This is a genomic window from Pseudomonas sp. AFG_SD02_1510_Pfu_092 (assembly GCF_003331055.1).
Taxonomy (GTDB): Bacteria; Pseudomonadota; Gammaproteobacteria; order Pseudomonadales; family Pseudomonadaceae; genus Aquipseudomonas.
In genome coordinates, this window is record NZ_PUQD01000002.1 from 175,076 (window position 1) to 189,439 (window position 14,364).

Annotated in this window: 14 protein-coding genes and 1 riboswitch; of the genes, 6 read left to right on the top strand and 8 right to left on the bottom strand. The window is 63.9% G+C overall.

All coding sequences use genetic code 11. The features are described from left to right. Positions 1-21 precede the first annotated feature (21 nt). Entirely contained in the window at positions 22-1,893 is a 1,872-nt protein-coding gene (locus C6A77_RS02125; protein ID WP_114167818.1) for a DUF1302 domain-containing protein, read from the bottom strand. A 332-nt stretch (positions 1,894-2,225) separates the two neighbouring features. Continuing rightward, the gene (locus C6A77_RS02130) at positions 2,226-3,908 is read right to left on the bottom strand and encodes a fatty acid--CoA ligase (RefSeq protein WP_114167819.1); all 1,683 of its coding nucleotides are present in this window, start codon (positions 3,906-3,908) and stop codon (positions 2,226-2,228) included. A 283-nt stretch (positions 3,909-4,191) separates the two neighbouring features. On the opposite strand from C6A77_RS02130, the gene C6A77_RS02135 reads away from it, so the two are divergent. The 3 genes from C6A77_RS02135 to C6A77_RS02145 all read left to right on the top strand — a co-directional run bounded on the left by C6A77_RS02135 (position 4,192) and on the right by C6A77_RS02145 (position 7,062). Next, positions 4,192-5,157, top strand: a complete 966-nt coding sequence (locus C6A77_RS02135) for a 2-hydroxyacid dehydrogenase (RefSeq protein ID WP_114167820.1) — start codon at positions 4,192-4,194, stop codon at positions 5,155-5,157. 54 nt (positions 5,158-5,211) lie between these two features. Further along, positions 5,212-6,210, top strand: coding sequence for a class I SAM-dependent methyltransferase (locus C6A77_RS02140; protein WP_114167821.1), 999 nt, complete (start codon positions 5,212-5,214; stop codon positions 6,208-6,210). Between the two features lie 39 nt (positions 6,211-6,249). Next, a riboswitch (yybP-ykoY riboswitch) is annotated at positions 6,250-6,389 on the top strand. Between the two features lie 88 nt (positions 6,390-6,477). Further along, entirely contained in the window at positions 6,478-7,062 is a 585-nt protein-coding gene (locus tag C6A77_RS02145; protein ID WP_114167822.1) for a TMEM165/GDT1 family protein, read from the top strand. A gap of 101 nt (positions 7,063-7,163) precedes the next feature. Here the strand turns inward: C6A77_RS02145 and C6A77_RS02150 are convergent, their stop codons facing one another. The 4 genes from C6A77_RS02150 to C6A77_RS02170 form a co-directional block, all read right to left on the bottom strand. Further along, a complete protein-coding gene (locus C6A77_RS02150; RefSeq protein WP_114167823.1) occupies positions 7,164-7,979 on the bottom strand; it encodes a M48 family metallopeptidase in 816 nt (271 codons plus the stop codon). A 197-nt stretch (positions 7,980-8,176) separates the two neighbouring features. Further along, positions 8,177-8,797 carry an SOS response-associated peptidase gene (locus tag C6A77_RS02160; protein WP_114167824.1) on the bottom strand — a complete coding sequence of 207 codons (621 nt, stop codon included), beginning with the start codon at positions 8,795-8,797 and terminating at the stop codon, positions 8,177-8,179. Positions 8,798-8,812: 15 nt separating this feature from the next. Beyond that, on the bottom strand, positions 8,813-9,073 hold the full coding sequence (locus C6A77_RS02165) for a DUF2007 domain-containing protein (RefSeq protein WP_114167825.1): 261 nt from the start codon (positions 9,071-9,073) through the stop codon (positions 8,813-8,815). Continuing rightward, positions 9,073-9,258 (bottom strand): CPXCG motif-containing cysteine-rich protein, encoded by a 186-nt coding sequence (locus tag C6A77_RS02170; RefSeq protein ID WP_114167826.1) that lies wholly within the window; start codon positions 9,256-9,258, stop codon positions 9,073-9,075. The genes C6A77_RS02165 and C6A77_RS02170 overlap by 1 nt, the downstream gene beginning before the upstream one ends. 122 nt (positions 9,259-9,380) lie before the next feature. On the opposite strand from C6A77_RS02170, the gene C6A77_RS02175 reads away from it, so the two are divergent. Beyond that, positions 9,381-10,550, top strand: coding sequence for a 1-acyl-sn-glycerol-3-phosphate acyltransferase (locus tag C6A77_RS02175; RefSeq protein WP_114167827.1), 1,170 nt, complete (start codon positions 9,381-9,383; stop codon positions 10,548-10,550). 132 nt (positions 10,551-10,682) lie between these two features. On the opposite strand, the gene C6A77_RS02180 is transcribed toward C6A77_RS02175, so the two are convergent. Together C6A77_RS02180 and C6A77_RS02185 are read right to left on the bottom strand one after the other, a co-directional pair. Continuing rightward, complete coding sequence (locus C6A77_RS02180) at positions 10,683-10,943, bottom strand: hypothetical protein (RefSeq protein ID WP_114167828.1); 261 nt, start codon at positions 10,941-10,943, stop codon at positions 10,683-10,685. Positions 10,944-11,111: 168 nt separating this feature from the next. Further along, entirely contained in the window at positions 11,112-11,696 is a 585-nt protein-coding gene (locus C6A77_RS02185; RefSeq protein WP_114167829.1) for a YajG family lipoprotein, read from the bottom strand. A gap of 145 nt (positions 11,697-11,841) precedes the next feature. On the opposite strand from C6A77_RS02185, the gene C6A77_RS02190 reads away from it, so the two are divergent. Together C6A77_RS02190 and mqo are read left to right on the top strand one after the other, a co-directional pair. Continuing rightward, complete coding sequence (locus C6A77_RS02190; protein WP_114167830.1) at positions 11,842-12,075, top strand: hypothetical protein; 234 nt, start codon at positions 11,842-11,844, stop codon at positions 12,073-12,075. 599 nt (positions 12,076-12,674) lie between these two features. After that, positions 12,675-14,183: a malate dehydrogenase (quinone) gene (gene mqo / locus C6A77_RS02195; protein WP_114167831.1), complete on the top strand. Its 1,509-nt coding sequence runs from the start codon at positions 12,675-12,677 to the stop codon at positions 14,181-14,183. Positions 14,184-14,364: the final 181 nt, after the last annotated feature.

The following is a 14,364-nucleotide window of genomic DNA, read 5'->3' on the forward strand; positions in this document are numbered from 1 at the left end:
TGTCGTCCTGGATCTGTGTGCTTAGAAGTTCACGCCGAAGCTGAGCGCGACGAAGTCACGGTCATCCACGGTGGTGTACTCGCCATCGAAGAAGTTGGTGTATGACAGGCTCGCCGTGTAGGTGTTCTGGTACTCGGCATCGAGGCCCAGGCTGACGGCCTTGCGGCCTTCCTCGAAGTTGGCGCCAGGGCCCGGCGAGTAGCCGGAGACGTCGTGCGACCAGGCCACGCTGGGTTTCAGGTTGACCCCGGCGAAGACGTCGTTGTAGTCCCAGATTGCACGGGCGCGATAACCCCAGGAGGTGCTGGTAGTGAAGCCATCGCTGTTGCAATTGCGCGACAGGTTGGCGGTAGAACTTCCCAAGCCGGAACCGCCGATGGTGGTATCGTTGAGCGCAACGCACATGCCGCCAGGCAGCTCCCCAGGACCATATACCGGGTCGCGTCCATAACGAGCCTTGCTGGTACCCTCCAGCCCCCCGACATGCGTTACGCCGACCTCGCCCACAAGAGTAAGACGGCTCGCGCCCATGACTTGATCGAAGAAGTGAGTGAAGGTCGTCTGGAATTGAGTGATTTCCTTGCGACGATATCCGTGCAGATCCTGACCTGGCGTCCCTTGAAGTACCGAAGCATTACCGAACCCGGTCAGCGGCGTAACGCCAGCAAACAGTATGTCGGTCGAGTTTAGTTGTACAGGCGCATTGGGACGATAGCTGAGTTCACCGCTCCAGGCTGTACCGGTCGGGAGCGTGGTGGAGAAGCTCACGCCATAAAGGCGAATATCTTCTGGGTATTCGACGAAGTACTGCGAGTTACCTGCAACGATGAGTGGACGCAATCTGGCCGGCAACGCTGCGGCCCTGTCGAAGACGGCTTGTGAAGCGCCGGTGGCACTGAATATCGGTGCTCGGCTGTGATAGTTCATGAAGTAGGCGCCGAACTCGGTATCCAGCGGCTCGAACATGTAGCGGAACGCGACGCCGAACTGGCCGCCATCTCGAGCATCACGGTCTGCGCCACGGCGAACCAGGACGCCCTCATCGTTGTAGTCGACACCACTGGAAGCGAGCAAACCCTGGACAATAGGCGGCTGCAGACCAAGTACCCGACCGCTGGACAGCACACGCAGATTGTCGGTACAGCCATCAGCAATGATGTCCGGCTGGGAGAAGAAGGTGCCGCAGTTGTCGACGACCGTCTGGTCCCACTCGATCTGGTAGAAGGCCTCGGCCGACAGGTTGTCGGTCAGGCTCTGCGAAATGTAGAACATGTTGACCGGAATCAGGCCTTCCTTGATCTCGGCCCCGGGGCGGCGGAATGCCGACACGTCGATCGGGTTGATCGAGTTGATGCCGCCGCCGATGAAGGTACTTTCACCCCAGCTCACCACCTGCTTGCCCAGGCGCACCGAACCCGGCTGATCGCCAATGGCGTAGTTGTGGTAGACGAAGGCATCGAGCAGCTCGGCGCCGGACGACTTGGCGCCTTCCTTGCGGTTGGAGTCGCTGATGTCCTTGAACGCGCGGCCTTCGTCCTTCAGCTCGAAGTCGTACCAGTACTTGCCACGCACGAACACGCCGGTGTCGCCGTACTTGAGCTCCAGGTCATGGATGCCCTTGAAGATCTTGGAGAAGGTTTCGCCTTTCTTGAAGTTCAGGTGGCCATCGTCGGATGTCTGCGACAGGCCCTTGCCGCCGTTGTTCACCCCGATCAGGTTCTTGTTGGGGTTGGCCGTCGACCAGCTGGCGCCGATGGAGAGCGAGGAGTCGAACTGGCCTTCGATTTCACCCATGTTGAAACTGACAGCGAAAGCAGGACTTGCGAGCGTGGAAGCAAGGCTGACGGCCAGGGGCAACTTGGCCCGGCGCCAGAACAGGTTTGCAGATTTCATCGACGCTACTCCATGTACTTTTTTTGTTATGGCAGTGAGTCCTTTCAAGAACGGCCCGAGCGACCGGTTCACAGGCTTGCGCCTGCAGCGACACGGCTTGCGCGCGTCGCCTTCCCCCATTCCTGAAAATCCCCTGGCCCCGACTATAGCCAGCAAGGCACAGGCGCTGATCCCTCTAAAGTGTGATTTGCGCTCCGTGCTGCCAACCCGTCGCCCGGTTGCCCCGGCTGCGCGCTGGCAGTAGCAAAGGATGGCGTATTTTTACCATTTGGCAAGGCGTCAGACGCTCTAGCATGCGGGTCGGACACGACGAGGCCCGACCCGCACAAGGTTTACAGGGTGGACAGGAACGCACTGTTGCTGGCCTGCCACTGGACGATGTCCTGGCGGATGCGTTTCTTGTCCAGTTTGCCAACACTGGTCTTGGGAATTTCAGTAACAATGGCGATCTGGCTGGGAATCGCCCACTTGTTGATGTGCCCTTGCTCGACGAACGGCTTGAGGTGTTCCTTGAGCGCCTTGGCGTCAATGGCCTGGCCTTCGCGCACCACCAGCAGGGCAAACGGGCGCTCGCCCCATTGCGGGTCGGCCACCCCGACCACGGCCACTTCGCGCACGGCCGGGTGGCGGCTGACCAGGTCTTCCAGGTCGAGCGAGGAGATCCACTCACCGCCGGTCTTGATCACATCCTTGATGCGGTCGCGGATGTCGATGTAGCCCATGCCGTCGAGGGTGGCGACGTCACCGGTGTGCAGCCAGCCCCCCTGCCACAGCTCCTCGCTCTTCTCCGGTTCCTTGAAGTAGCCCAGGGTCAGCCACGGCGCCCGCAGCACCAGCTCGCCCTGGGTTTCACCGTCGGCCGGCAGGAAGTTGCCGTCAGCGTCGACGATGGCCGCTTCGACCAGCGGCACCGGCACCCCGGCCTTGATGCGGTAGGTGACCCGCTCATCCTCGCTGCCGGCCTGCAGCTCGTCGTTCAGGTGGGCGGCGGAAATCAACGGGCAGGTCTCGGACATGCCATACGCGGCGGTCAGCTGAATGCCGCGGGCCAGGGCCGCCTGGTACAGCGAGCGGTTGAGCGCGCTACCACCGATGATGATCTTCCAGCCGCCGAAGTCCTGGCCTTGCGCGGTCGGGCAGTTGAGCAACATCTGCAGGATGGTCGGTACGCAGTGGGAGAAAGTCACCTTCTCTTCCCGCCACAGCTTGACCAGCATGTCCGGCTCGTAGCGGCCCGGGTACACCTGCTTCATGCCGAGCATGGTGGCGGCATAGGGGATGCCCCAGGCGTGCACGTGGAACATCGGGGTAATGGGCATGTACACATCGTTGCTGCCCAGCAGGCGCACGCTGTCGATGCTGCCGGTTACCGAAGCTTCGGCCAGGGTGTGCAGCACCAGCTGGCGGTGGGTGAAGTACACGCCCTTGGGGTTGCCGGTGGTGCCGGTGGTGTAGAAGGTGGTGGCCACCGAATTCTCGTCGAAGTCGGGGAAGTCGTAGCGCGGGCTGGCGGCGGCCAGCAGCGCTTCGTACTCGCCGACCAGGTCGGGCAGCTCGGCAGTCTTGTCCGGGCCATCGGTCAGCAGCAGGGTCTTGTCGACCGTGGTCAGCTGGCCGGCGATGGCCTGGTACAGCCCGACGAAGTCACTGTTGACCAGCACCACGCGGTCTTCGGCGTGGTTCATGGTGTAGAGGATCTGCTCGGGCGACAGGCGCACGTTGATGGTGTGCACCACCGCACCGATCATCGGGATGGCGAACATGCACTCCAGGTAACGGTGGCTGTCCCAGTCCATCACCGCCACGGTGTCACCGGCCTTGACCCCGGCTGCGGTCAGCACGTTGGCCAGCCGGGCGATGCGCTCGTTGAGCTGTGGGTAGGTCAGCCGCAGCTGGTCGCGGTAGACGATTTCGCGGGTCTTTTCATAGCGGCTGCCGGACATCAGCAGGCGCTTGATCAGCAGGGGGTAGGCGTAGGCGCCCTCGGCGGGCTTGATGATGCGGGTCTGCAGCATGGGGATCCCTTTTCTGAAAAGCGGGCCGGACAAGTCTGGCAACTACTGTAGTTGGCCAATGTGACCGCTAAATCAGCCGAAGGAATGATTTGCGTGCCAAAGGTATGAGTGGCGGGCGTTGACGGCTGGCAATGTTGAGCTAGACACTGCGGCGGCAGCTTCAGGTTCTGTGGTGAAGCAGAGGGCCCCTTCGCGGGGGCCCCCCCCCCCCCCCCCCCCCCCCCCCCCCCGGGGGGGGGGGGGGGGGCCCCCCCGAAACCCCGCCCTGCCACCGGAGAGCCTAATGCCCAGCCCGCGTCGCGCCGTGTTTCTCGATCACCAGTCCCTGGACCTGGGCGATCTCGACCTCTCGCCCCTGAAACAGCAGTTCGATGAATTCGAACTGTTCGCCGCCACCCGCCCCGAGCAAGTCGCCGAACGCCTGCACGGCGCGGTCGCGGTGGTCAGCAACAAGGTCATGCTCGATGCCGCGGCCCTGGCCGCCAACCCGCAACTGAAGCTGATCCTGGTCGCCGCCACCGGCACCAACAATGTCGACCTGGCAGCGGCGCGCGCCCAAGGCATCACCGTGTGCAACTGCCAGGGCTACGGCACACCGTCGGTCGCCCAGCACACCCTCGCCCTGCTGCTGGCCCTGGCCACGCGCCTGTGCGACTACAACCAGGCGGTAGCCGACGGCCAGTGGGCCAAGGCCAGCCAGTTCTGCCTGCTGGACTTCCCCATCGTCGAACTGGAGGGCAAGACCCTTGGCCTGCTGGGCCATGGTGAACTGGGCGGCGCGGTGGCGAGGTTGGCCGAAGCGTTCGGCATGCGCGTGCTGAGCGGGCAGATCCCCGGCCGGCCGCAGCGCCCCGACCGGTTGCCACTGGACGAATTGCTGCCGCAAGTCGACGCCCTGACCCTGCATTGCCCGCTGAACGAGCACACCCGGCACATGCTCGGCGCCCGCGAACTGGCCCTGCTCAAGCCCGCTGCGCTGGTGGTCAACACTGCCCGCGGTGGCCTGATCGACGAGCAAGCGCTGGCCGACGCCTTGCGCAGTGGCCATCTGGGCGGCGCCGCCACCGACGTGCTCAGCGTGGAACCGCCGGTCAATGGCAACCCGCTGCTCGAGCCGGGCATCCCGCGCCTGATCATTACCCCACACAGCGCCTGGGGTGCGGTGGAATCGCGCCAGCGCATCGTCGGCCAGCTCAGCGAGAACGCCCAGGCCTTCTTCGCCGGGCAGCCACGTCGCGTGGTCAGCTGAGCCCGACGCGCGCCTCTGCTACACTGCGCCACTTTTTTCCAAGAGGCGTCGTCCATGGACCCGCGCAGTGAAGTGTTGCTCCGCCAGGCAGAACTGTTCCAGGGGCCGCTGCTGCTCGCCGGCGCCCCTGCTGACGGCCTGCTCGCGCAATTGCCGCAAGCCCAGGCCTGGACCTGGCATGCGGGCGATCAGGCGGTGCTCGAAAAGCGCTTCGCCGGCCGCAGCCACTACGCGGTAGAGCCGCCTGGCGTGGCCTTCGACAGCGCCGTGCTGTTCCTGCCCAAATCGCGTGAACTGGCCGCCTACCTGCTCAATGCCCTGGCCTCGCGCCTGGCGGGCCGCGAGCTGTATCTGGTGGGTGAAAAGCGCGGTGGCATCGAAGGTGCGGCCAAGCAGTTGCAGGCCTTCGGCAGACCGCGCAAGCTCGACAGCGCCCGCCACTGCCAGCTGTGGCAGGTGACCATCGAGCATGCGCCGCAAGCCAGGCCGCTGGAAAGCCTGGCCGAACGCTTCGAGCTCGCCCTGGACGACGGCCCACTGCAGGTGGTCAGCCTGCCCGGTGTGTTCAGCCATGGCCGCCTCGATCGCGGTACCGCCCTGCTGCTCAAGCACCTCGACGGCCTGCCGAACGGCCATGTCCTGGACTTTGGCTGCGGCGCCGGGGTGCTGGGCGCCACGGTCAAGCGCCGTTATCCACAAAGCCGGGTCACCCTGCTGGATGTGGACGCCTTCGCCGTGGCCGCCAGCCGCCTGACCTTGGCCGCCAATGGCCTGGAAGGCGAGGTGATCAGCGGCGACGGCATCGACGCGGCGCCGACCGAGCTGAGCCTGATCCTGAGCAACCCGCCGTTCCACACCGGGGTGCATACCAATTACCAGGCTTCGGAAAACCTGCTGAAAAAATCCGTCGTTCATCTGCGAAAAGGCGGCGAAATGCGCTTGGTGGCCAACAGCTTCCTGCGCTACCAGCCGCTGATCGAAGGCGCGCTGGGCAACTGCCAGGTGCGCGACGAAGCCGACGGGTTCCGTATCTACCAGGCCGTACACAAGTAAAAACAGCGCTTGCCGAATGCGTTTTGCCTAGGCAGAATCCGCACCGTCCTAGGGGAGTAGTCTCCCGCGAGCGCCCAGCTCGCCCGGTACGCGTCAACATACTTGGTCCACAGACCATGGCGCGTGCGACCCACCATGCTTGCCTGCATGGCCAGATCCGCACAGACGGATCCAGGGTTTGACAAGACCTATGACACGCACACCTTACCCGGGGCGGGGAGGCTGTACGTGTCATAGCCGTGTCGACCCGCCCCCGTAGGAATCCTGATGCTGGAATCTCTGTTGGTCCCCACCGCCATCGTGGCGCTCGCCGAAATCGGCGACAAGACGCAATTGCTCGCGCTCATCCTCGCTGCCCGCTTCCGCAAGCCCTGGCCGATCATCGCCGGCATCATTGCCGCCACCCTGGCCAACCATGCCGCAGCCGGTGCCGTAGGCGCGTGGGTCGGCAGCTTCTTCAGCGACTCGGCGCTGCACTGGATCCTGGCGGCGAGCTTCACCGCCACGGCGCTGTGGACCCTGGTACCGGACAAAATGGACGACGACGAAAACCCGGCGCGCCGCTTCGGGCCGTTCCTGACCACGCTGATCGCGTTCTTCCTGGCTGAAATCGGTGACAAGACCCAAGTTGCAACGGTGATGCTGGCGGCACAGTATCCGCACCTGATCATGGTCATTGTCGGCACCACCCTGGGCATGCTGATTGCCAACGTGCCGGTGGTACTGGCGGGTAACTTTGCGGCAGACAAGCTGCCGCTGACGCTGATTCGTCGCCTGGCGGCCACAGCGTTCTTCGTGCTGGCGATCGTGGCCGTCTATTCGGCGATGAAGGCCAGTGGCTGGGTGGGGTAACGGCTGAAGGGGCCGCTCTGCGGCCCAATCGCCGGCAAGCCAGCTCCCACAGGGACAGCACTGGCCTTGAGGTCAATGCGGTCAAGGTGGGAGCAACTGCCTTACTTCCTGGCTGCCTCATACAACGGCATCACCTTCGGGATCGCCGCCTGCAGCGAGGCAATGCGGCTCTGCGAGGCCGGGTGAGTGCTCATGAACTCCGGCGGTGCGCCTTCGGAGGCCTTGCTCATCTTGTTCCACAAGGTGATCGCCGCATTCGGGTCGTAACCGGCGCGCGCCGAGAGTTCCAGGCCGATCAGGTCGGCTTCGTTCTCGTTGGAGCGGCTGTTGGGCAGGGTCATGGCGTAGTTCACCACGGTATCGGCCAGGGCCATGCTGCTCTGGCCGAGGCCGAAGATGGCACCGGCACCCTGGCGGGCCATCTCGACGCCGTAGGCCTTCGACATCGCCTCACGGCTGTGCTCGCGCAGGGCGTGGGCGATCTCGTGGCCGACCACGGCGGCAATTTCCGCGTCGGTGAGCTTGAGCTGGTCGATCAGCCCGGTGTAGACGATGATCTTGCCGCCCGGGCCGCAGTTGGCGTTGAGCTCATCGCTCTTGATCACGTTGACCTGCCAGTCCCATTGCGCGGCATCCGGGCGGAACTTGGGCGCCTGGGCGATCAGGCGGTTGGCGATGGCCTGCACGCGCTTGGCATCGGCGCTGGATTTGTCGAGCACACCTTTGTTCGACGCTTCCCCGAGGGTTTGCTGGTACGACTGGGCGTACATCTGGTTGACCTCGTCGGCCGACAGCATGCTGAACATGTATTGCTGGCGTTCGACGCCGACAGCACCGCCACTGGTGGTATTCACCGCCTGGCAGCCGGCTAGCAGGATGCCAGCGCTCAAGAGGCTGACGACAAAAGACTTACGCATGAAAACACTCCCTTTCCACATGCGCCGTATCCTAGGCCGAGTCGCTTGGGGCCGCCAGAGCCGCACGGAAGAATTTATTTGCTGCACCGGCCTCTTCGCGGGCACGCCCGCTCCCACAGGGACTACACAGGTTTCGAGTTCGATGCAGTACCTGTGGGAGCGGGCGTGCCCGCGAAAGGGCCGGCGCAGGCCATGCATCAAGCCGGGGTAAGGCACTCCGGTGCATCCAGCTTCGGGTCATTGACGAAATTCGCCAAGGCTCGCTCCCGCAGCGTCGCCGGCGGGCTCGCCAGCAGTTCGTGCAGCCGGGTGATCGGCGTGCCCGGGTCAAGCCAGGCCGCCTGCCCTGCATCGTCCAGGATCAGCGGCCGGCGCTGGTTCACCGCCGCCTGGGTCACCACCGCACAGCTCAGCCACACCTGGTCCTGCACCGGGTAGGCCTCCCACACGGCGGCAAAGTACAGCGACGCGCCCTCCCCCGGGGTCAGCCAATACGGGCGCTTGCGCACGCTGCCGCGCCATTCGTAGAAGCCGTTGGCCGGCATCAGGCAGCGGCGCTGGCGAAACGCATCGCGAAACATCGGCTGTTCGGCCAAGGTTTCGGCGCGAGCGTGGGCGGGGGTGCGGGACAGGTCGGTGAGCCAGGCCGGGGTCAGCCCCCAGCGCGCCTTGGCCAGTTGCATCTGGCCATCGAGCTGGCGCTGGATCAGCACCGAACCGCCCGGCGAGATGTTCCATTGGGCGGGCTGGGCAACCGGAAAGCCCGGCAGACTGGCAAGGGCCTGGGGCCAGCGAAACAGGGCGTAACGTCCACACATGGGCGAATTCAGAACCTAGCAGATCAAGATACCGGGGAAGCTCTCCGGCTCGTCGCCAACCAGTGGCTGGGCGTCATTGTACGCATCGATCAGCTGCCGTGCGTACTCGGCCTGCTCATCCGCCACGGCGAGCCCCAGCAGACCTTGCAGCGGCAGTTCGCCGGCAGCACCGACCAGGTCACGACCGACCAGGTACGCCTCGATCCCCTCGCTGGCGAGCATGCCCGCGAGCATTTCTGCCTCAAGCAGGCTTTCCGGTTCGTAGATACGCTGCATCAGGTATCGTCCTCGCGACGGACTTCGAGCATCCATTCGTCACCATGCACCTGCAGAATGAACACCACAGGCTGGCAGCATACCTGGCAGTCCTCGGTGTACACCTGGTCGCCAGCCGACAGATCGACGGTGGTTTCCACCCGTTCGCCACAATAAGGGCAATCGTAGAAGTCGGTTTCCAGCATCGCGGTCTCCGCAGTGACTTATGCGTATAATTGCCGGTCTGTTTACAGGGTCTGTGTGTGTCCGAGCCGTTTTTCGGAGCCCGTCCCTACCTTATTACCCTAGCCGTTTCCAACAAGAGAGCATGATGGGCGAATTCGATGCCATCCGACCGTACGACGACGCTGAGGTCCCTGCCGTTCTGGCACGCCTGCTCAGCGACCCGGCATTCCTCGATATCCTCACCCACTTCCGCTTCCCGCGTGCGGCCGGTGCTCTCGGCTGGTTGCTCAAACCGCTGATCGCCCGCCGCCTGCGCAAGGAATTTGCCGGTGTCACCTGCGTTTCGACGCTGCAGGACAAAGTCGAGTACTACGTCGACCAGACCATCGAGCGCGCCACCGACGGCGTCACCTATTCGGGCGTGGAGCAGCTCAAGGCCGGCACCGCCTACCTGTTCCTGGCCAACCACCGCGACATCGTCATGGACCCGGCCTTCGTCAATTACGCGGTGTACCACGCCGGCCTGCCCACGCCGCGCATCGCCATTGGCGACAACCTGCTGCAAAAGCCCTTTGTCAGCGACATGATGCGCCTGAACAAGAGCTTCATCGTGCACCGTTCGATCAGTGGCCGCCGCGAGAAACTGGCGGCTTACCAGCTGCTCTCGGCCTACATCAACCACTCGATCCGCAACGACGCCACATCGATCTGGATTGCCCAGGCCGAAGGCCGGGCCAAGGACGGTGACGACCGCACCGATTCGGCGATCCTCAAGATGTTCCACATGAGCCGCAAGGATGAGCCGTTCGGTGCGGTGATCCAGAGCCTGAACCTGACGCCGGTGTCGATCAGCTACGAATACGACCCGTGCGACCTGGCCAAGGCCCGCGAGCTGTACATCCGCGCAACCACCGGCAGCTACACGAAGGCGCCGGGCGAAGATGACCACAGCATTGCCAAGGGCATTACCGGCTACAAGGGCCGGGTGCACATCAACTTCGCCCTGCCGGTGACCGAATACCACGCGGACACCAAGCAACTGGCGGCGGAAATCGACCGGCAGATCCTCGCTGGCTACCGGCTGTTCCCGGTGCATTACCTGGCTTATGCGATGTGGGACGGCAAGGACGAGGCCCTGCAGGTGCCGGGCGCCGAACAGGTGTTCCCGGCCGATGAACTGGCGCGCGCCAAGGAAGAATGGCAACGCCGCCTGGATGCCTGCCCCGAGGAGCAGCGGCCGTATCTGGTGTTGCAGTATGCGACGCCGGTGCGCAACCAGTACCAGGTCCGGCAGCAGGCACCGGTGGCCTGAGCGAATGCCAGGGCTGCCTTGCAGCCCATCGCCGGCAAACCAGCCCCCCACAGCGACCGCATTCACCTCAGGCTTGTGCAGTCCTGTGGGAGCTGGCTTGCCGGCGATGGGCCGCAAAGCGGCCCCGAAATCTCAGACCCAGGTACTGAACCAGGAAAGCAGCAGCGCCATCGCCAGGCACGAAAAACCGAGAATGTAGAAGTACCGCGGCACCCGCAGGTCGAAGGCATCGACCAGCCCATCCTCCAGCGCCAGCATCTCGCGGGTCTCGGCCTGGCGCCGCCGGGCACTGTGCAGCAGCCAGGCGCCCGGGCAGGTCAGCAGCAGCGCCAGCAGGTTGATCAGCTTGGTCGGGTGGGCGGCCAGAAACCCCCAGAGCACTTGCAAGGACATCACGCAACCTCGATGTGAGCGACGGCAAAGGCCCGCATTCTACCCAACTCGCAGCTTCACACCCGGCCTTGGCGACAAACGTCATCAAGTTTCATCTGACAGCCGCGCAGGCAACAAAAAACCCGCTGCCTGGTTCACAGGCAGCGGGTTTGTTTTGCAGCGTTACGCTTACTGCCCCAGGACCTGGCCGATGGTCGGGTCCTTGAACATGCGGGTCAGGGCATCGCTCAGCACGTCACCCACCAGCTGAGTGTTGGTTTCCTGGTTCGGCGCCATGCCGAAACGCTGATCCAGCGAAGCGCCGTAACGGCCGCTGTAGCGGCGCCCGCCATTGGCCACATCGGCGCGGAAGGTGGCGCCGATGGTAGCTTCGGTCACGTACAGGTTGTCTTTCGGCGACTGGTACTTCAGCTCGGCCAGGGTCACGGTCAGCTGCGGTGCGTTGTAGGCGTTCGGCGTCGGGGTGAAGCCGAGCAAACGCACGGCGGCTTCTGCCTGGGCCTGCAGCTTGGGCACCAGGTCGTTACCGCTGACGCTGATGGTGCTGGTCTCGGGGTACATGCCACCGCGAGTGCCCAGCGACTGGGAAGCCCGGCCGTCAACCACCCGCACCACCACTGGCTGGCCATGGCCGACCGGGGCGAGCTGGGCCTTGAGCGTGGGTTGCGGGCTGAGTTGTTGCGGGCTGTGGGCACAACCGACCAGGCTGAGGCTGGCCACGGCAATCAAACCGAACAACAGACGTTGCAACATGCGCGTTACTCCAGAAAATGCGGCGAAGGCCCACAGTATACCTAGCCAGGCAGCGACCAGTCATCGGTCCGGCCCGCTTGTCACAATCGTTTCATCGCCCTGCCCTTATGCTTGCGCCAAGCCCTAATGCACAGGACTCGCCGCCATGGCCTCGCTCTGGACCCTGCTCTTGCAACGCCCGCGCTACCATGCCTATGCCCGCCTCGACGCCAACGGCAAATGCCTGGCCTTCAAGCATTGCAGCCAGGCGCCAAGCGGCAGCGGCTGGGTCCGGGTCGCTGAAGTCCAGCTGGCCTGGCTGGGCCGCGAGCTGCCTGCCAGTGCCCGGGTTTGCGCCCGCGCAAGCCGCCGCTGGCACCAGCGCATCCTCGCCGCCTGACAAACGCTGCAATAAAAACCACGAATGGCGACAATTCTGCCCGCGACATCGCTATAATCTCCCCCCGATTATAAGGACGTCTCCTGATCGGGCCCCGCATTCGCCGATTGACCCCGGCAACTTCATCGCTCAGCCCACAGAGAGCCTTCCACTCAGGTCTTGCATCGGCTGTCGTGCCTGCTTTCCGGCCCTTCACACTGCATGAACCTGCGGGTTGCCATCGCGCAGTCCCTTTTTGAGGTTCACGTCTCCAAAAGAGCGTGAAAAAACGGTTTTCACAACTTCACAAGAGTGTGGCGAGCAAATGAACAGTCTGGCATGTGCAAAAGCGGCAGATGTGTCCCGAACAGCCCTGAACAGGCGGCAAATGCGCTCATCCCGTATGAGTGTCTGAGCCGTTCCATAACGCACGCACGACACCTTGACCATAAGTCGAATTGCCGCACCTGTGGCAAACGGCGTTCAATAGCTGAACCCGAAGACTGATTGGCGGTGTCCGCGGAAGTTGCAAGAACTGCGAAAAGCCGGACATGGCGACCTTGGCGAACCCAGGTCCCGTGCTGTCAATTAGGTAGCTGTAGATTGTGGAGACGCGTTAAATGGCGCAGAACGAATCGGTTGATGTGGTACTGGTAGGCGCGGGCATCATGAGTGCCACCCTGGCCGTACTGCTCAAGGAGCTCGACCCGACCCTGAAGCTTGAGGTCGTGGAGGCGATGGACTCCGGAGCCGCGGAAAGCTCCAACCCCTGGAACAACGCAGGCACCGGCCATGCCGGCCTGTGCGAGCTTAACTACACGCCTCAGGCCGCCGATGGCAGCATCGACATCAAGAAGGCCGTGCACATCAACACCCAGTTCGAGGTGTCCCGCCAGTTCTGGGCCTACCTGAGCAAAAAGGGCAACTTCGGCCCGGCACGTGCCTTCATCAACCCTGTCCCGCACCTGAGCTACGTCGAGGGTGACAAGGGTATTTCCTTCCTCAAGAAGCGCTTTGAGCTGCTCAAGCAGCACCACGCCTTCGCGGACATGGAATACACCGAAGACAAGGCGCTGATGAACGACTGGATGCCGCTGATGATGCCAGGCCGCCCGGCCGACCAGCGCATCGCGGCCACCCGCGTGCTCAAGGGCACCGACGTCAACTTTGGCGCGCTGACCAACAAGCTGCTCAAGCTGCTGGGCGACGCACAGGACGCGCAGGTCAAGTACAGCAAGAAGGTCGTCGGCCTGCGCCGTAATGGCAGCGGCTGGACCGTGAGCATCAAGGACGTCAACAGCGGCGGCAGCCGTGAAGTGGACGCCCGCTTCGTCTTCCTCGGCGCCGGTGGCGCGGCCCTGCCGCTGCTGCAGCTGTCGGGCATTCCGGAAAGCAAAGGCTTCGGCGGCTTCCCGGTCAGCGGCCAGTGGTTGCGCTGCGACAACCCGGAAATCGTCAAGCAGCACCAGGCCAAGGTGTACAGCCAGGCCGCGGTCGGCGCCCCGCCGATGTCGGTACCGCACCTGGATACCCGCGTTGTAGATGGCAAGAAATCGCTGTTGTTCGGCCCGTATGCCGGCTTTACCACCAAGTTCCTCAAGCACGGTTCGCTGATGGACCTGCCGCTGTCGGTGCGCATGGGCAACATCGGCCCGATGCTGGCCGTGGCCCGTGACAACATGGACCTGACCAAGTACCTGGTCAGCGAAGTGATGCAGTCGATGGAGCAGCGCCTGGAATCCCTGCGTCGCTTCTACCCGCAGGCCAAGGCTGAAGACTGGCGCCTGGAAGTGGCGGGTCAGCGCGTGCAGATCATCAAGAAAGACCCGAAGAAAGGCGGTGTGCTGCAGTTCGGTACCGAGCTGGTTTCGGCCGAGGACGGCAGCCTGGCTGCTCTGCTCGGCGCATCGCCGGGTGCCTCGGTGACCGTGTCGATCATGCTGGAACTGATCGAGCGCTGCTTCCCCGAGCAGGTCAAAGGTGCCTGGGCAGCCAAGCTCAAGGAACTCTTCCCGGCGCGCGAGAAGACCCTGGCGACCGATGCCGCCCTTTACCACAAGATCAGTGCCGACAACGATGTGGCGCTGGACCTGGTGGAAAGCAGCCCGGCGGCCAAGCATTACGCCTGATTCGCTGGCTGACGAAAAAACGCCCCTCGGGGCGTTTTTTTGTGCCTGAGTATTTGTAAGCCTGTGCCGGCCTCTTCGCGGGGGGGGGGCCCCCCCCCCCCGGGGGGGGGGGGGCGGGGGGGGGGGGGGGCGGGGGCGGCGGGGGGGGGGGGGGGGGGGGGAAAAAAGAAGGGGGGCGGGG